This is a genomic window from Nitrosovibrio sp. Nv6, assembly GCF_900110495.1.
In the GTDB taxonomy this organism is placed as follows: Bacteria; Pseudomonadota; Gammaproteobacteria; order Burkholderiales; family Nitrosomonadaceae; genus Nitrosospira.
The window spans coordinates 575,499-589,734 of the sequence record NZ_FODX01000001.1 but is presented as its reverse complement, the minus strand read 5'-3'; the positions used below and the strand labels follow the sequence as shown (position 1 = coordinate 589,734).

General features: G+C 48.8%; 15 protein-coding genes and 1 pseudogene. 7 read left to right on the top strand and 9 right to left on the bottom strand.

Annotated elements, in window-relative coordinates; translation table 11 throughout:
* Window positions 1-4 precede the first annotated feature (4 nt).
* Entirely contained in the window at window positions 5-346 is a 342-nt protein-coding gene (locus BMX66_RS02840; RefSeq protein WP_090878170.1) for a hypothetical protein, read from the bottom strand.
* 667 nt (window positions 347-1,013) lie between these two features.
* Here BMX66_RS02840 and BMX66_RS02835 point away from each other — a divergent pair.
* The 5 genes and pseudogenes from BMX66_RS02835 to BMX66_RS02815 all read left to right on the top strand — a co-directional run bounded on the left by BMX66_RS02835 (window position 1,014) and on the right by BMX66_RS02815 (window position 5,900).
* Window positions 1,014-1,454 (top strand): SRPBCC family protein, encoded by a 441-nt coding sequence (locus BMX66_RS02835; RefSeq protein WP_090878168.1) that lies wholly within the window; start codon window positions 1,014-1,016, stop codon window positions 1,452-1,454.
* Between the two features lie 402 nt (window positions 1,455-1,856).
* Entirely contained in the window at window positions 1,857-3,257 is a 1,401-nt protein-coding gene (locus tag BMX66_RS02830; RefSeq protein ID WP_090878166.1) for an adhesin, read from the top strand.
* Between the two features lie 276 nt (window positions 3,258-3,533).
* Window positions 3,534-4,178, top strand: a pseudogene (locus BMX66_RS02825) (transposase); the annotation flags it as partial.
* Window positions 4,151-4,309 carry an integrase core domain-containing protein gene (locus tag BMX66_RS16095; protein WP_090879761.1) on the top strand — a complete coding sequence of 53 codons (159 nt, stop codon included), beginning with the start codon at window positions 4,151-4,153 and terminating at the stop codon, window positions 4,307-4,309. The pseudogene BMX66_RS02825 and the gene BMX66_RS16095, both read left to right, overlap by 28 nt.
* Window positions 4,310-4,814: 505 nt before the next feature.
* Window positions 4,815-5,900 carry a DegT/DnrJ/EryC1/StrS family aminotransferase gene (locus BMX66_RS02815; protein WP_090878165.1) on the top strand — a complete coding sequence of 362 codons (1,086 nt, stop codon included), beginning with the start codon at window positions 4,815-4,817 and terminating at the stop codon, window positions 5,898-5,900.
* Between the two features lie 9 nt (window positions 5,901-5,909).
* On the opposite strand, the gene BMX66_RS02810 is transcribed toward BMX66_RS02815, so the two are convergent.
* The 5 genes from BMX66_RS02810 to BMX66_RS02790 all read right to left on the bottom strand — a co-directional run bounded on the left by BMX66_RS02810 (window position 5,910) and on the right by BMX66_RS02790 (window position 11,038).
* Window positions 5,910-7,127: an ATP-grasp domain-containing protein gene (locus BMX66_RS02810; RefSeq protein ID WP_090878163.1), complete on the bottom strand. Its 1,218-nt coding sequence runs from the start codon at window positions 7,125-7,127 to the stop codon at window positions 5,910-5,912.
* 310 nt (window positions 7,128-7,437) lie between these two features.
* Complete coding sequence (locus tag BMX66_RS02805) at window positions 7,438-8,064, bottom strand: sugar transferase (RefSeq protein WP_199679260.1); 627 nt, start codon at window positions 8,062-8,064, stop codon at window positions 7,438-7,440.
* A 320-nt stretch (window positions 8,065-8,384) separates the two neighbouring features.
* Window positions 8,385-9,488 (bottom strand): glycosyltransferase family 4 protein, encoded by a 1,104-nt coding sequence (locus BMX66_RS02800; RefSeq protein ID WP_369826959.1) that lies wholly within the window; start codon window positions 9,486-9,488, stop codon window positions 8,385-8,387.
* A 397-nt stretch (window positions 9,489-9,885) separates the two neighbouring features.
* The gene (locus tag BMX66_RS02795) at window positions 9,886-10,347 is read right to left on the bottom strand and encodes a ferritin-like domain-containing protein (protein WP_090878157.1); all 462 of its coding nucleotides are present in this window, start codon (window positions 10,345-10,347) and stop codon (window positions 9,886-9,888) included.
* A 382-nt stretch (window positions 10,348-10,729) separates the two neighbouring features.
* A complete protein-coding gene (locus tag BMX66_RS02790) occupies window positions 10,730-11,038 on the bottom strand; it encodes a hypothetical protein (RefSeq protein WP_090878155.1) in 309 nt (102 codons plus the stop codon).
* Between the two features lie 210 nt (window positions 11,039-11,248).
* On the opposite strand from BMX66_RS02790, the gene BMX66_RS02785 reads away from it, so the two are divergent.
* Complete coding sequence (locus BMX66_RS02785; protein ID WP_090878153.1) at window positions 11,249-12,259, top strand: zinc-dependent alcohol dehydrogenase family protein; 1,011 nt, start codon at window positions 11,249-11,251, stop codon at window positions 12,257-12,259.
* Window positions 12,260-12,289: 30 nt separating this feature from the next.
* The gene (locus tag BMX66_RS15535) at window positions 12,290-12,460 is read left to right on the top strand and encodes a hypothetical protein (RefSeq protein ID WP_158593370.1); all 171 of its coding nucleotides are present in this window, start codon (window positions 12,290-12,292) and stop codon (window positions 12,458-12,460) included.
* Window positions 12,461-12,515: 55 nt separating this feature from the next.
* On the opposite strand, the gene BMX66_RS02780 is transcribed toward BMX66_RS15535, so the two are convergent.
* The 3 genes from BMX66_RS02780 to BMX66_RS02775 form a co-directional block, all read right to left on the bottom strand.
* Window positions 12,516-12,962: a DUF2267 domain-containing protein gene (locus tag BMX66_RS02780; RefSeq protein WP_090878151.1), complete on the bottom strand. Its 447-nt coding sequence runs from the start codon at window positions 12,960-12,962 to the stop codon at window positions 12,516-12,518.
* A gap of 300 nt (window positions 12,963-13,262) precedes the next feature.
* Window positions 13,263-13,403: a hypothetical protein gene (locus BMX66_RS15530; protein ID WP_158593369.1), complete on the bottom strand. Its 141-nt coding sequence runs from the start codon at window positions 13,401-13,403 to the stop codon at window positions 13,263-13,265.
* 100 nt (window positions 13,404-13,503) lie between these two features.
* A complete protein-coding gene (locus BMX66_RS02775; protein ID WP_090878149.1) occupies window positions 13,504-14,058 on the bottom strand; it encodes an NADPH-dependent FMN reductase in 555 nt (184 codons plus the stop codon).
* Window positions 14,059-14,236: the final 178 nt, after the last annotated feature.

Sequence of the window (14,236 nt, the reverse complement as noted above, 5' to 3'; positions counted from 1 at the left end):
GCGTCTATCCTACGTCGACATTGACGCATTTTTGTGGGCCGATCGGCGTATGCGCCTTGTTCACAACTTTGATGCATATATCGTGTTTCCCCGCTGGGAGCGTCCCCAGCGCATGGCTTCCTTTTAAATTGCGTAATGTCAAAATTTCCTTGTCATCGATGTAGAGATGAGTATGGTCGCCTTTATCTCCGAGTGCGATGTCATAGACAAGTTCTATGTCCGTCTTCGGGGTGAATTTGGCGCCGTCCTGAGGTGAGGAAATAGCAACTGAACCATCGGCGGCAAGTGCAACGGGAACACAGCAGCTAAAAGCAAGTGAAGCTGCAAGAGCGTAAAATTTGCGCATCGTCATTCTCCTTGAGTTTTGTTGTATTGATCTTCATGAATAACACATACGGGAGTAGCCGATTCAGCTTATGCTGAACCAGAAATCTGTAAAATCCCAATGTAGTCCTCCATCCTTTGGGTTTTACCGCTCGAATTATACACAGCCTTGCTTCGTCTTAGCTCATCGGACGTTCCTGGCATGCTTCCGGTATGGCGGAAAAAAACGGGTGAGACAAGGGGCATGCCCGGCACTGGCTCCGCGGGAGTGGATCAAAGGATGGCCGTGTTTGAGCTAACCCGGCTTCCCCCGTGCACATTGAAGATAGATATGTGAACGGACGGGGTCGAATGGAGAAGAATATCGGCAACAGAATCCCGAGCGCAAGCGAGCAGATTCAGCAAGGATTCAGGATAGAGGCTGTCATATCCAGAGCAATCATTATTAAAGTCCGCCTCATTGCCTTTTCGTCGGCTGTTTACTGTGTGCCAAAGACCCCCGATCCGGCCAGTAGTATAAGAATAAAGGTGACCCAATACATGACGTTGTTCATGGCGTTTCCTTCCTATGGGTTGGGGATTGAGATAGCGCTTATCATTTTCCCCTTCAAATATGACACCTGTTCGTACGGATGCTATTACAGGCTCCGATATCGGAAAGGAGCTTATTCATTCTTGTGGAGTAAAGCATGCCAAAAGTCTACAACTCAATCATTGTTCCTGCTTCGATCGAGCAAGTATGGTTTAGAATCAATAACTTCCATGACTTCTCCTGGGCGCCGTCTGTAATCATTTCGTGTGAGAAGGTCGGTGAAGGCGATGGAAATACCGTAGGCGCGAAGCGATTACTGAACGGCGTATTCCTGGATACCTTGATCGCCTATAGCATTATCGAGAAGCGGATCATGTATTCCATGGATGAAGGGCCAACTCCGATGTCATCCAGCGAGATCCGCGATTATGTCGGCAACCTGCATTTGTTACCGGTTACGGCCGATAACACCACGTTCGCAGAATGGTCGGCATCATGGGAATCCGGAAATGCTGATACGGTCAAATTCATGAATCACGTATACCGTTGTCTCCTCGGCGACCTTGCGGCAGAGTTTGGCGCCGGCCAAAATACTTGAGGTATCGTTCAAATCCTACAGGGGGTTAATAAGATAATTTCATCGCCGTATCCCGATCTTGGGGCCATCGGGTCTTTTCTAAAACCTTATACCGGCAAGTCTGGTGCCGCGCGTTAGCTGGCGACCGCAAGCAGAACATTGAATTTCCCGACTGAAGGATGAAGCGATAAAATTGCGCCATTTCTCGAGTCTTCTTGCAAGGCGGAAGCGGAACCTGGTCGATTCGATGCGGGGCAGGCGAGATCTGTTTTTGTTGGTTTATGGCGAGAGGCTGCGCCTTAGTCTATCGAGACATCAAGCCCATCCATTCGGATGAGCAGGAAAAGGGCTGATCTTCTCGATATTGTAGCGCTATAGTTTGATATGATAACGCGTCGTTAAAATACGGAATGGATCACCTGAATGAAATTCAATCAGAACGTAAGAAAATCGGCCTGGAGTCGCGTGATTCCGTTGGCACTTGCCCTGACCCTTGTGGCTTGTGGAGACGGAAGCGAGCCCTCTTCGAGCAAAGACAGCGGTAGCAGCGACGGTGGAAAAACGGAAAAAGGCCCGGCTACCGGAAGATTGCTTGATACCGCGGTGAGTGGAGTAGCTTACGCTGCATCTTCCGGCGATAAGGGCAATACGGACGAGAATGGAACCTTCAAGTACAACCACGGCGACACGGTCGAATTCAAGCTGGGCGCCCTGGTTCTGGGGAAAGTAAAAGGCGCGGCTATCGTAACGCCCATGGAACTGGCGGGGGATAGTGCCAACAAGCTGCAAAACCTGCTTATCCTGTTGCAGTCGCTGGATGTGGACGGCAATCCGGATAATGGTATTTCCATTCCGGCGGATGCCGCAGCCGCTGTCACCGCCTCAATTAATCTGGATAGCGATCCCGCTGCCTTCGCGGCATCGACCGAATTGCAGAAGGCACGAGAGGCAGGCAGCGTTGCGGGTGCAGTGAAAACGGCGCAACAGGCCAACGCCCACTTTCTTTCGCAGGGCCTGAGCCTGCTCAGTACCAACATCTGGGTTAAACACGATGATGCTACCGCTTCGATTATCCGCATTTCAGCGGATGGCACGGGCGAATACCTCGAAGGGGAAGCTACGCCTGACGATTCCTGCGACGCCAATCGGGTGTGCGGTGGCAACCTGGTCAGCAAGGCCGGCGTGGAATACGGCGCGGCGAAGGTATCCGAATTCGATACGAGAGGATTCAAGTTCGCGGGCAAACCAGTAATCGATACGAATCTTCATGCCGGGTTATCCCACCCGAGACCAACCTGGCGAATTCGTACCGATGGCTCCGATTTGATTACTTCGGACATTGTGACGGTGCCAAGGGAAAGAAAACAGGCCAGCCTATTCGGTGAACTCTTTCATATTGCCGGCACGCTGGAAATCAGCTCTTCGAAGGAGCCTATCAAGACCGAGGTCAAGGAGATTCGTTTTTCGAAGATGGAGAATGATCCCAAAGGCATCGTTGGAGCCTGGGCCGTCGATACTGCAGCCATCAAGACACCAACTTATCTTTTCTTTTCCAACGGGAAATTCATGGTGGTTGACCCTCTGGGAGATCCGGAACATCCCGGCCATACAAGCTGCGGTGATCCGGGTGTCGAATTCGCATCCTATAGCTATGATGCCGGCAGTGGCGCTTTCAGTGTCAAGTCGTTCACTTACGACACGAATGGTTGCGCGGGTTTTTCCGGGAACGATCCGAGTTCATTCAAGCTGGGCGCCGGCGGCAATACTGCAACGCTGGAAACAAAAAGTGGTGGGGCGTTGACGTTGCACCGGGTCTCGAAATAGAAGTGATTTCGGAGCGGACTGTGGGGGCTGACGCTGATACGATAATTCATTATCCTTTCGATCCCATTTGATAGGGTTTCGAAATCGAGGTAGCTTGAACAAATCACGAGTTCGTATACCGACTACACAGATTTACCGTCTTCAAGATTTTGTGTGAAGTTCAGGTTCCTATCATGGAACCAGGTCCCTGTTGGCTGGAGTGATCTGCTTTAGGAATTCAGGACCAGGCAGAGAGTGAGTTTTTCGGCAAACTTGACCTTGAAGGGGGTGTTTGCCATGAAGAAGAAGCGGTTTTCAATAGAACAGATCGTAGCGGTATTGAAGCAGGCGGAATTGGGGATGCCGGTGGCGGACCTGATTCGGCAGGTGGGGATTTCGGAACAGATCTTCCACCGCTGGAAGAAGCAGTATGCGGGGATGCAGTCGGATCAGGTGCGGGAGCTCAAGCAACTGCAGAAGAGAACGGGCGGCTCAAGAAGCTGGTTGCCGAGCTGAGCCCGGATAAGGCAATTCTGCAGGATGTTGCGTCAAAAAAGTGGTCCGGCCCGCGCTGAAACGTGAAGTGGTGGCCTATATTATGAGCCACTATGACCTGAATATGCGGCGGGCTCGCAGGTTGATGAAGCAATCGCGCAGCGTCCAGTACTACCACAGCGTCAAAGACCCGAAGCAGGCATTACGAGGGCGCATGCGGGAGAGTGCGCAGACACTGGTTCGTTATGGCTACCGGCGCGTCCACGTGCTTCTCAAGCGTGAAGGCTGGCAGGTGGGCAAGAACCAGGCGTACCGGCTCTATAGCGAAGAGCAACTGCAGCTTCGCTCGAAACTGCCCAGGCGCCGCAGATGGTCGTGACACGCCAGGCAAAGACCAAGTCGGCCAAGCCCCACGAGGCGTGGAGCATGGATTTTGTGGCGGACCGGAGGAGGCCAAAGCGATCATCGAGGACTGGCGGCGGAACTACAACGAGAGCCGGCCTCACTCGACTCTCAATGACCTGTCGCCCGCCGAATTTGTACGCCGGGCGGGCCTTCCAAGGCTTGTCCCGGTTTAACCAACGCCGAAAACTAACTCTCGGAATGGTCCTGGAAACCCAAGCGGATCAGAGAGTACACAAACGTAGAGGAGATCCGATGACTCAAATATGGGGGTCAGTCAGCCCAAACCCATCATTGGAAGAAAAGCAGCAGAACAAAGGAACAAAGTGGATCAAAGGTTCAAATGCAAACGTTCCTCCTAATGCATTCTGCTAACGGTCGGACCTTCAAGGTCTTACAGCCCGGCAAGCTTATTACTTCTTATTAACTTACAAGAAGTGTATTATTGACCGAACACATGATTACTATAACTTGCAAAATCTAGAATATTGGCAAGAAGCGTGTCATTCTTGGAGGTTGCTCAAAAATTGATAGCAGCCGATTTTCTTAGAGAGAGCTGAGGGACTTGTAATCGACTACTCGGGCAGGTTTAATCGGAAGGAAGGCTATAAGGTTCGAATACTAATCTAGCAGATAACGGCGATCATTTATTAAATACAAAAATCAAACTGTTCAAAAATAATGATTAACGTTGCAAAACCTTATCTTCCGCCTTTTGAAGAATACAGTCAATACTTGGCAGGGATTTGGAGCCGGGGCTGGTTAACTAACCATGGCCCTTTGGTTATAGAACTTGAAAATCAACTAAAAGAATATCTAGGAGTAAACCATGTTTGCTACGTATCTAGCGGAAGCGTAGCTTTACAGATTGCCTTAAGATCTTTAGATGCATATGGCGAGATAATTACTACCCCATTTTCATATGTATCCGCGGTTAACGTAATATTATGGGCAAGTTGCAAACCTGTATTTGTGGATATTGAGGAAAAAAATTTTGGCCTTGACGCTTCTAGAATTGAAGCTGCGATTACGAACAAGACAAGTGCAATTTTGGCAACTCACATTTATGGCCATCCGTGCAACGTCAGTCGAATACAGTATATCGCCCAAAAATATGGATTAAAGGTCATTTATGATGGCGCGCAAGCTTTCGGAGTCAATCTGCGGAACCAATCTGTTTTCAACTATGGCGATATTTCGACCGTGAGTTTTCATGCGACAAAAATTTTTCACACTGTTGAAGGAGGTGCCATTTTTACCAATGATGCGCGATTGGCACAAAAGTGTGTACTGCTCCGAGCTTTTGGACTTGATGATGACCGACCTCATGAGGCGGGAATCAATGGGAAAAATTCGGAATTTCATGCCGCAATGGGTTTGTGCAATCTGCCTAAAGTTGCTGACTTTATTCAAAAACGAAAAGAAATTGATTTTATATACCGATCCCTACTGCAGAATTTGTCCGTGCAATTTCTCAATCTTTCTCCCGAGGTAGCATATAACTATGCTTATTTCCCCTTGGTATTTGCCTCGGAAGAAAGAATGCTTTCTGTTAAAGATGCTTTATTGGGCAAAGGAATACATGCTCGGCGTTATTTTTACCCATCTCTTAATAAATTGCCTTATTATTCTAGCGCGCATTGTCCAGTAGCCGAAGATATTTCCAAAAGAGTATTGTGCTTGCCCTATTACTATGAACTTTCAACGGAGGATGCACAAAGAATAGCCGAGATCGTTGTTAAAACTATCAATTCCCGACATAACTGACGATTAGAGTTAAGCAGATAAAGCGGGTTCTTTTGTGACCTTAACCCTGACTCTTTCGGTCATGGATTCCATCTTCTCAAGCATTTCTTCTGGGGAATCAAATTTAAGAATAAGGCATCCCAGTGCATGATTTGCACTTTCAAACGACTGGACAAAAGTTCCTTTTTTTACAAAAAGTATCTTTTCTATTATGTTGGTCCTAATAGATGGGTCAAATTCTATTCCGTTTAAAAAGCCATTTTCTTGTGTATGTAGCATATAGCAGGAACAGCACATTGCTACTGGATAAGGAGCAAGTTGACTGTAATCTAAATTCAAGGCGGCATCCACGGCGAATTTGGCTATATCTATTCCGGTGCTATATTTAATTACTTCTGAAATAAGGTTACCTCCGCTTCGGGGTCCAATTTCTAGCAGATATACTTCCTCCTTCTGGTCAAGTACGATATCAAAGTTAAAAGCGCCCACCTGCATCTCTAGTAAAGATAAAAGTCGCTGAATTTCTTTATGTATTTTATCGTGCGTAGCTTGGGGCAACTGCAGGGGAAAACTTTCTCCGACGGGCACAAATAGGTTTCGGCTGCGATTAAAGTGCTCCTGGGCAAAACATCTAAACACAAGCCGTCCATCCAGTACGAAGCCATCCCCCGCAATCTGATATCCTTTTCTTTCTATGTATTCTTCAATGATTACTTTTCCTATGCGCGAAAACGACAACGCGTGTTCATAAGCTGTAGGCAGTTCTTTCGCATCAGTAACTCTCGATACACCTTTACTTCCAGATGAGTCTACCGGCTTTACCATTACTGGCCGATTAATTGACTTAAAGTAATCTTGGGTTTCTGTAAGCGAAGAAGTGCTAGCCCATAAGGGAACATTAAATCGATTTTGCCCTAAAAATTCCCTGAAACGATCTTTGCGTGTTAACAGAAGTGTAGATTGGTAAGCATTTCCTGGAAGATTTAGCCTATTCGCAACATACGCAGCAGTAGGCGCTGAAGGATCGGATGCATAAGCTATTATGCCGTTTATAGATAAACGACGCGCTAATTGTAGGACTGCTTCCTGATCTGTTGTACTGACATTGTGATACTCGTCTGAGTATCGGTGGCCAGGATTATCAGGCAGATAATCGCAGGTAATTACATAATGGCCTTGTTGCTTGGCATATAAAATCGGTGAAAGTTGAAAATAAGAGCCGCCGAGAAAAAGTATTCTTTTTTGCATGTTTATTGGAAATAAAACGTATTCCCCCCATTTTTAGCTGCGCCCTAAATGCTCAGAAATGGCCCCAGTTGTTTGAACAGCGACTTGGATATTTTAAGTGGAATCTCTACCGATTCTCACGCGTGAATTCAACAGTCGGCAGCATCACGGAATAATCCTCATCAAATGTTTTCTTGCTCAGGCTCGAACGCGGCCTGGCAGGTTGTACCAGTCCATGTATTGCATCATTGACCGCTTGGCTTCAGGTGAATGAATTATAGACATGCCACATGCAACGTTCGACTATTTCTCAACTCAGCGTGTGGGTTACCTACTCGGTAGTTCGCTCAACTGAAACAGTTTTATTTTTGTCGGCTAGCTGCGAGTGAAGACCAAAGGGATCAGCATTAAGGGATTCTCCTTGAATGATGGCGAGCAAGGTAAATAGTATGATCTTGAAATCAAGCAGACACGACCAATTTTTGATGTACCAGATATCAAGCGCGATACGGTCGGGCCAGGATAATAGCGTATTTCCGCTGATCTGGGCGACGCCTGTTAATCCTGGTTTAATCAATAAGCGCTGACGCTGAAAAGGGGTATAGCTACATGCTTGCTCTGGTATATCAGGACGTGGCCCAACAAGAGACATGTGGCCAAAGATTACGTTTAAGAGTTGCGGAAGTTCATCCAGCTTCGACACGCGAAGATATTTGCCTAGTCTCGTAATCCGATAGTCGCAGGGCCCTTCCTCATCTGGAACAATTCCAAAATGTTCTCTATATAGTGTCCGTATTTTAAAGATAATAAAATGCTTGCCATTTTTACCTACGCGTACTTGAGTAAAAAAAGGATTGCCAGGTGAATCTAGCCTTACAAGGAGCGCCATTAGTAATATAAATGGACTACAAATGAGAAGACCAAGTAATCCGCTGAATAAGTCTATTGAACGCTTCAAGGTAAGGGAGCCCCTTAAAAAAAGAGTGCTTTTAGTCAGGCACTTATCCTTATCCTCAATCATTTACTGACAAGAACGAAATCGGACGACTCACGTCGGTGAGTTAAATCCTTCTCGTGCGTGAGTTGCCTGCCCAAATTGCTCCCATGCTGCCTGAATGTTAGAAACAGATACCTACATACCCTCCGCAAAGAAGCGTTCAACTCAAAAATCGAGGGGGATCTCTGTATTTGAATGTATGCTCTGCTCGAAGCATGGGAAACTATCGCGTGTCTATGTCTGAAACAAATTAACAATGATAACTCTCCCCCGCATACTCGTCAGACACAGGCCCGTCGTCGTCGGGCGGCCGACTCGGGCTCAAGCACACCCGAGTAGATCCACAATTGTTCGAGCTGAGGTCGCAGGACCTCCATTGAATATTCGAGCTCGATTTTATGCCTACCTTTTTGTCCCAGCATCCGGCGCAGGGATGGCGCGCAGAGCAAACGCTCCAAAGCACGAATGAGTCCCGGGACGTCGCCCGGGTTCACGAGTAGTCCCTCTTGCGCTTCCGTTACCACTTCGGGTATACCGCCCACGGGTGTCGTGACAACGGGGACCGCCCATGACATCGCTTCGAGAAGTGCCATCGGCATCGCTTCGTCGTATGATGGAAGTACAAAGATTGCTGCTCGCGCAAGTAGCTCATCTTTTTCTGCTCTCTCGAGCCACCCTGTAAATTGAATCTTTTCGCTGACCCCCAGTTCTTCTGACAGTGCCCGCGCCAGCTTCAGTTCACCATCACCCGCGATAACCATTTTGAAGTTAACGGTCAGCAAAGAAACAGCCCGGATCAGGTCAAACGCTCCTTTCTGCTTCCCCACTTGACCAAGAAAGAGTATAAGCGGGGGCTTGCACGAGTCGTGTTTCGATGCGCGCTCTTCCTTGTTGACAACTTCCATCGCGGGCAGGGGTACGGAGTTGAACAATGTCACGGTGCGCGTCGTAGGCACAATCTCTCTAATGGCGTTGGCTATGCTTGGGGACAAGGTAATTACGAAAGTCGCGTGGGTAAAGACAAATCTCATAATGAACTTTCCCCACTTTCCATTCTCATGCTCAAAAAACTCAACCAAGTCGGAACAGTGTAAGTGAACAAGATAAGGAACACGAAAGACCATTCCTGTCAGTATAAAAAAAACTTTCCGCCATATACTTACTCTGGAGGCCATGTGCACGTGAAGCAATCTAACCTGACCAATGAGAATCATGCGGAGCAGCTGTGACAGTGCGACTAAAGCTGCGCGCGCCTTCGCAAATCTCGAGCCCTGCACATGCGTTACCAAGTAAGCAACCTTCCATTCCGTCAGAATGCCGAAATCTCGATAGTTGCGAACGACGGTTGCGATACCGTTATACGCGTCAGGCGATGTTCCTAGCATTACAATCATTTGTATGTTCACGACTGCTATGAATACTGTAGCCCATCTGAAATTGGCCTCCAGCCACTCAAGTATTCAAACTCTCACTAAAAGTTGCTCCCCACTTAAGTCTTGGTCGGGTTTGCAGGTGCGAAGTGCGGAAGCTCGGTGCTATAAAATTGCGGCCATTCTGCGGCGCATATCGTCGTGTCACAGTTAGTGAGCCATGCCGAATTGAGACACTTCATTGGGAAATTTGCCCGAAGGTTTTCACACGGCCATTCTGCAAGCAACCGCCAGGCTTTGGCTTTTTTTGAAGCTCGGTCAAATGTCCCGCGACTCTGCATTTCACATCAACCCTACCTCCATCAGAGTACCAGGTGGAATTGAACGGCCTACATCGCATTATCGCAGTCGTTCAAATCGCCTTAACACCATGCCTGGCCTGGTCGCGCAACTGCCGGACACGGTCGTGGTTTCTTTTTGTGCCTTCATATTGCTGATCCAGAAGAGCGCGAAGATCACCCGGCATTTCTTCCCTCAGCGCATTCTCATAAGCCACTACGGCCGCAGCTTCGCCACGTTCGCATTCTTCCAGTACCGCGAGGTTATCCTGACTGGTCATCGCGGTTTTAAGGTCAACCCAGGTGCGGTGCAATGCTCCCGCAGCGCTGCCGCTTGTCTCTGGGTTACCTCCATATCGTCTTACCTCGGCACTCAATGTTCGCACCGCTTCTTCGCAACTTTGCGCGCGGTTCTGGAAATACGTCTTCAGCACCTCGTCGTCAGCATCGTCCATACACGTCCTGAAGCCGTTTGCACCGTCGCGTGAGATCTCGATCAGGCTATTAAGCATGCTTACAATTCGTTCATTGTCCATTTTATTCTCCGAAATAAGAAAATAAGAGCCACAAGGCAATTCTTGACCTGAAAATCGCTTATGGAAGAATGCAAAGATAGAAAGGGGCGCGCGTCTGGTCTGTGCGATGAAGCACATTGCATGGGTAATGCAGAGACCGCCTTATTTGGTTATGCTATTTTTTACGCAGTTGGAATAGACACCCCCCGGCGCTATGTCAGTCAACCCGGTGGGCCTCGCAGTCACGTTACTCGTCCGGCTTTCTCTCCTTCACAAGTCTGATTACAAAAAAAGATCGAACTTTTTGCTGAGGCTTACCCCTGATATTTTCATTGGGGCCACCGCAAGTACTCCGCGCCTTGTCGATGAATTTCGACCAAATCCTGCGCGCTATCGGTTCGGCTTAGTGTCGCAGCCAGTAAACCACGCCGCCGAAGTCGACGGGATTGAATCGGGCATTTCCTTTGCCTGGCTCTTCCATCGACTTGTACTCTTCCAGGTAACTGTCGCGAACCAGGTCCGAGCCGGGCTCGTATGTTGAAGCCGTGGCGACGGCTTCAACATTCTCCATAAGTACTTTCAGCGCCTTTAGCTCTTCCGAGTATTCATCGGAACACCGGTAATTCAATTGCTGCTCGAGCCAATTGATTCGGGCGAACAAATCCTTCGAATTAATTATATTGGCCGTATTGGTGATTGATTTGGATTCCATGAATCTATTTCCTTATTCATCGAAAAAGATGGCTCAGCCTCTTGTTGACTGGATAGACGAGAATCGCTTCATTCCCGCGAGTAACGACATGCCTCCGCTGGAGTGTTACTATTTATTAGCGACCGGATCAAGTATATACACTAAATATTCTTCGTGGCCCAACCAGTCAGCCAGCCAACCAGTTCGCATTTCAGAGAGAAGAGGAAAATCATGACCATCAAGGCAATCCATGTAGCGCCGGGCGGCGGCTTTGATCGCGTAACACTGGGCACTTGCGAAACACTACAACCGGAATCAGGCGAGATTACTGTCAGAATCCGGGCAAGTTCGCTCAACTATCACGATTATGCTGTAGTCAGCGGAATGTGGGCGCCCACAGTACCTCGTATCCCCATGTCGGATGGGGCGGGAGAAGTCGTGGCTGTGGGTGAAGGAGTCACTGAATTCGCAATAGGCGATCCTGTTGTCAGTACTTTCTTTCCGGCCTGGCTGGAAGGAGAACCCGAGGTGGACGACATGGGAACGGTTCCGGGCGATGGCATCGACGGCTTCGCGCGCGAGCAGGTAACGATGCCGGCAACTGCATTTACTCACGCGCCAAAGGGTTTTAGCCATGCGGAAGCGGCGACGCTTACCTGCGCAGGATTGACAGCATGGCGGGCATTGATCGTGGACGGCGCATTGAAGCCGGGTGAAACCGTACTGGTTCAGGGAACCGGCGGAGTTTCAGTATTCGCTTTGCAATTCGCCAAGATGGCGGGAGCAACGGTAATCGCCACCTCTTCCAGCGACGAGAAGCTTGCGCGACTGGAAACGCTGGGCGCAGACCACCTGATCAATTATCGAAAACATGAAAATTGGGGCGATCTGGTGCGCCGGTTGACGGCGGGACGCGGTGTCGATCATGTCATTGAAGTGGGAGGACCTGCCACACTGGCACAATCCATGGTGGCAGCGCGCATCGGCGGGCACATCGCGGTAATCGGCATCCTTTCCGGTATGACAGGAACGCTGCCATTGCTCTCGGTGCTGACACGGCAGTTGCGCCTTCAGGGGTTGGTCGTCGGCAGCCGCCGCCACCAGATGGAAATGATTCGCGCGATTGATGCTACCGGATTACGGCCGATAATCGACCGTCATTTTCCGCTGGAGGAAATCGTCGAGGCATTTCGCTATCAGGAAACCAACCGGCATTTCGGCAAGATATGTCTTGATATTTGAGCACCGCAGACATTTTTTATTGCATAAAAAATGAAAAAAGAAATTGTCACAGTCGGCGGCGACTTGGCAGGGCTGAACCTGGTGAAGCATTTAGCCGATGAGGCGAACTTTCATATCACGCTTGTCGATATGAATAACTACAATTTCTTTCCTCCACTTCTATCTCAGTTGGCGACTGGTTTTCTGGACGTATCCTCTTGATTTACCAGAGGTATGCATGTGAATAGGTATGAGACTATTAAAAGATAATTTCTCTTTACTTATCGTTTTCCTGAGCTGCACTTTCAAAAAGCTCCTGTAAATGCCTGGGGAAAACATCCTTTGTTTGTTCCACCTGGCCCTCAGAGAAATGACGTGTCAGTACATTGATCACTTCCTTTATGGTTCTCTTTGCTTCCTGGTCGTTGCCAAAGTCTCTAGCTGCTGCTCTACCGGAAGCTTTTCGCGCCTCTTCCAGAAATTCCGGCATATTTTTCACCTTCTTTTTCTGCTGAAGATCCCATCCGTCAACAAATACTCCCTTTAGTACTAGAGGTAGTTGTCCCATGAACTGAACCGCCTCTTCGGGTACCATTACATTCCTTAACGCATGCAAAACTGATCTCAGCACACTTTCTGCTCTCTCAGTATCAGGATCTCCCAATGCCTGCGCAATCTGCTTAACAATCTCGTTTCCTTTAGCAGCATACTTTTCAAAAGTCATATTCCCCCCTTTTTGCCCCGCACGATGAATCCAGGTTCAGGAGCGTGGCCAGCGTAAGCAAAAAACCTTATCATTGTGTTCTCTGATAAGATGGCGTTTAAAGTAATGAAGAGTCCATTACTTAAAACTAGGTGATGGAGTTTAAGCTGTCAAAGTAGATTTCTAGGCAGACTTGCCTATCGGTGTCAGCAGTTCCCTGCTGTTGTTATCTGGATTTGCGCAGTTGACCTCCCGGCTCACCGCCGCCACATGAATTCGTCGGTAGGCAGCAACCTGCTTTGGGCAATGGGCGCGGCTTCCTCAACCGGTGTATCCGCGTTCATCCAGCGCAAGGCGTCCTCCGGTTCCAACACAACGGCCTGCGGTCGTGGAAGTCCACCATCCGCCGCCACTGTCTTCCGTCACAATCACACGGCCCATTTCCTCGGTTGGTGCAGCCATAGAACCATAAGCTTTCGCTTCGTATACCTGTGGAATACCGAGTGCGTCTGCTGCTCAGGTTGGAAATAATGCACGAGTTCGTTAATGAGCCGTCGCTTTATCAGTCAGCGTGCTTTTTCACCCATGCGACATAGTGGTCCATCCAGTTCTGCAGGAATTTCCTGCTGTCTTCATTGCCGATGCCTCCGGCTTCATCGAACAAGCCCTCTTTGACATGAATGAATGCTTCCGGTTGGCCAAGGGTTGGCACATCCAGGTAAGCAAGGGAGTTGCGCAGATGCTGCTGCGCTATGGCGGTGCCGATGGAGCCGATGGAAGCACCGATCACGCCCCCGGGTTTGCCTGCCCAGGCATTTTGACCATAGGGCCGCGATGCATGGTCGAGCGCGTTCTTGAGCACGCCAGGCATGGATCGATTGTATTCGGGTGTAACGAACAGAAGGCCCTGCGCCTCCGTGATTTCACCCTTCAGCCGTTTGACAGACTCGGCCTGGTTCCCATCGTCGTCCTGATTGTAAAGCGGCAGGTCGCTGATTTGTGATTGCTTGAAGGAAAATTCCGGCGGGGCCAATTTTATGAGTGCGTTAGCCAGCTTCTGGTTGAATGAATCACGGCGAAGGCTGCCAACCACTACAGCAATTTGATATTTGCTCATGTCAGATTTCCTTATCGTTATTTATAAAAGCCTGGGCGAATGAACATTTCAGGTCTGTTTGAGCGATTTCCCCGCAATACAACAAACTTGACTACCGGTTAATGTTGGTCTAATAGTTAAAAGAAGGTGCCTTCTTTACCTTTTACCTTTACTCACAAGATAGTAGCAAAAAGCCGAG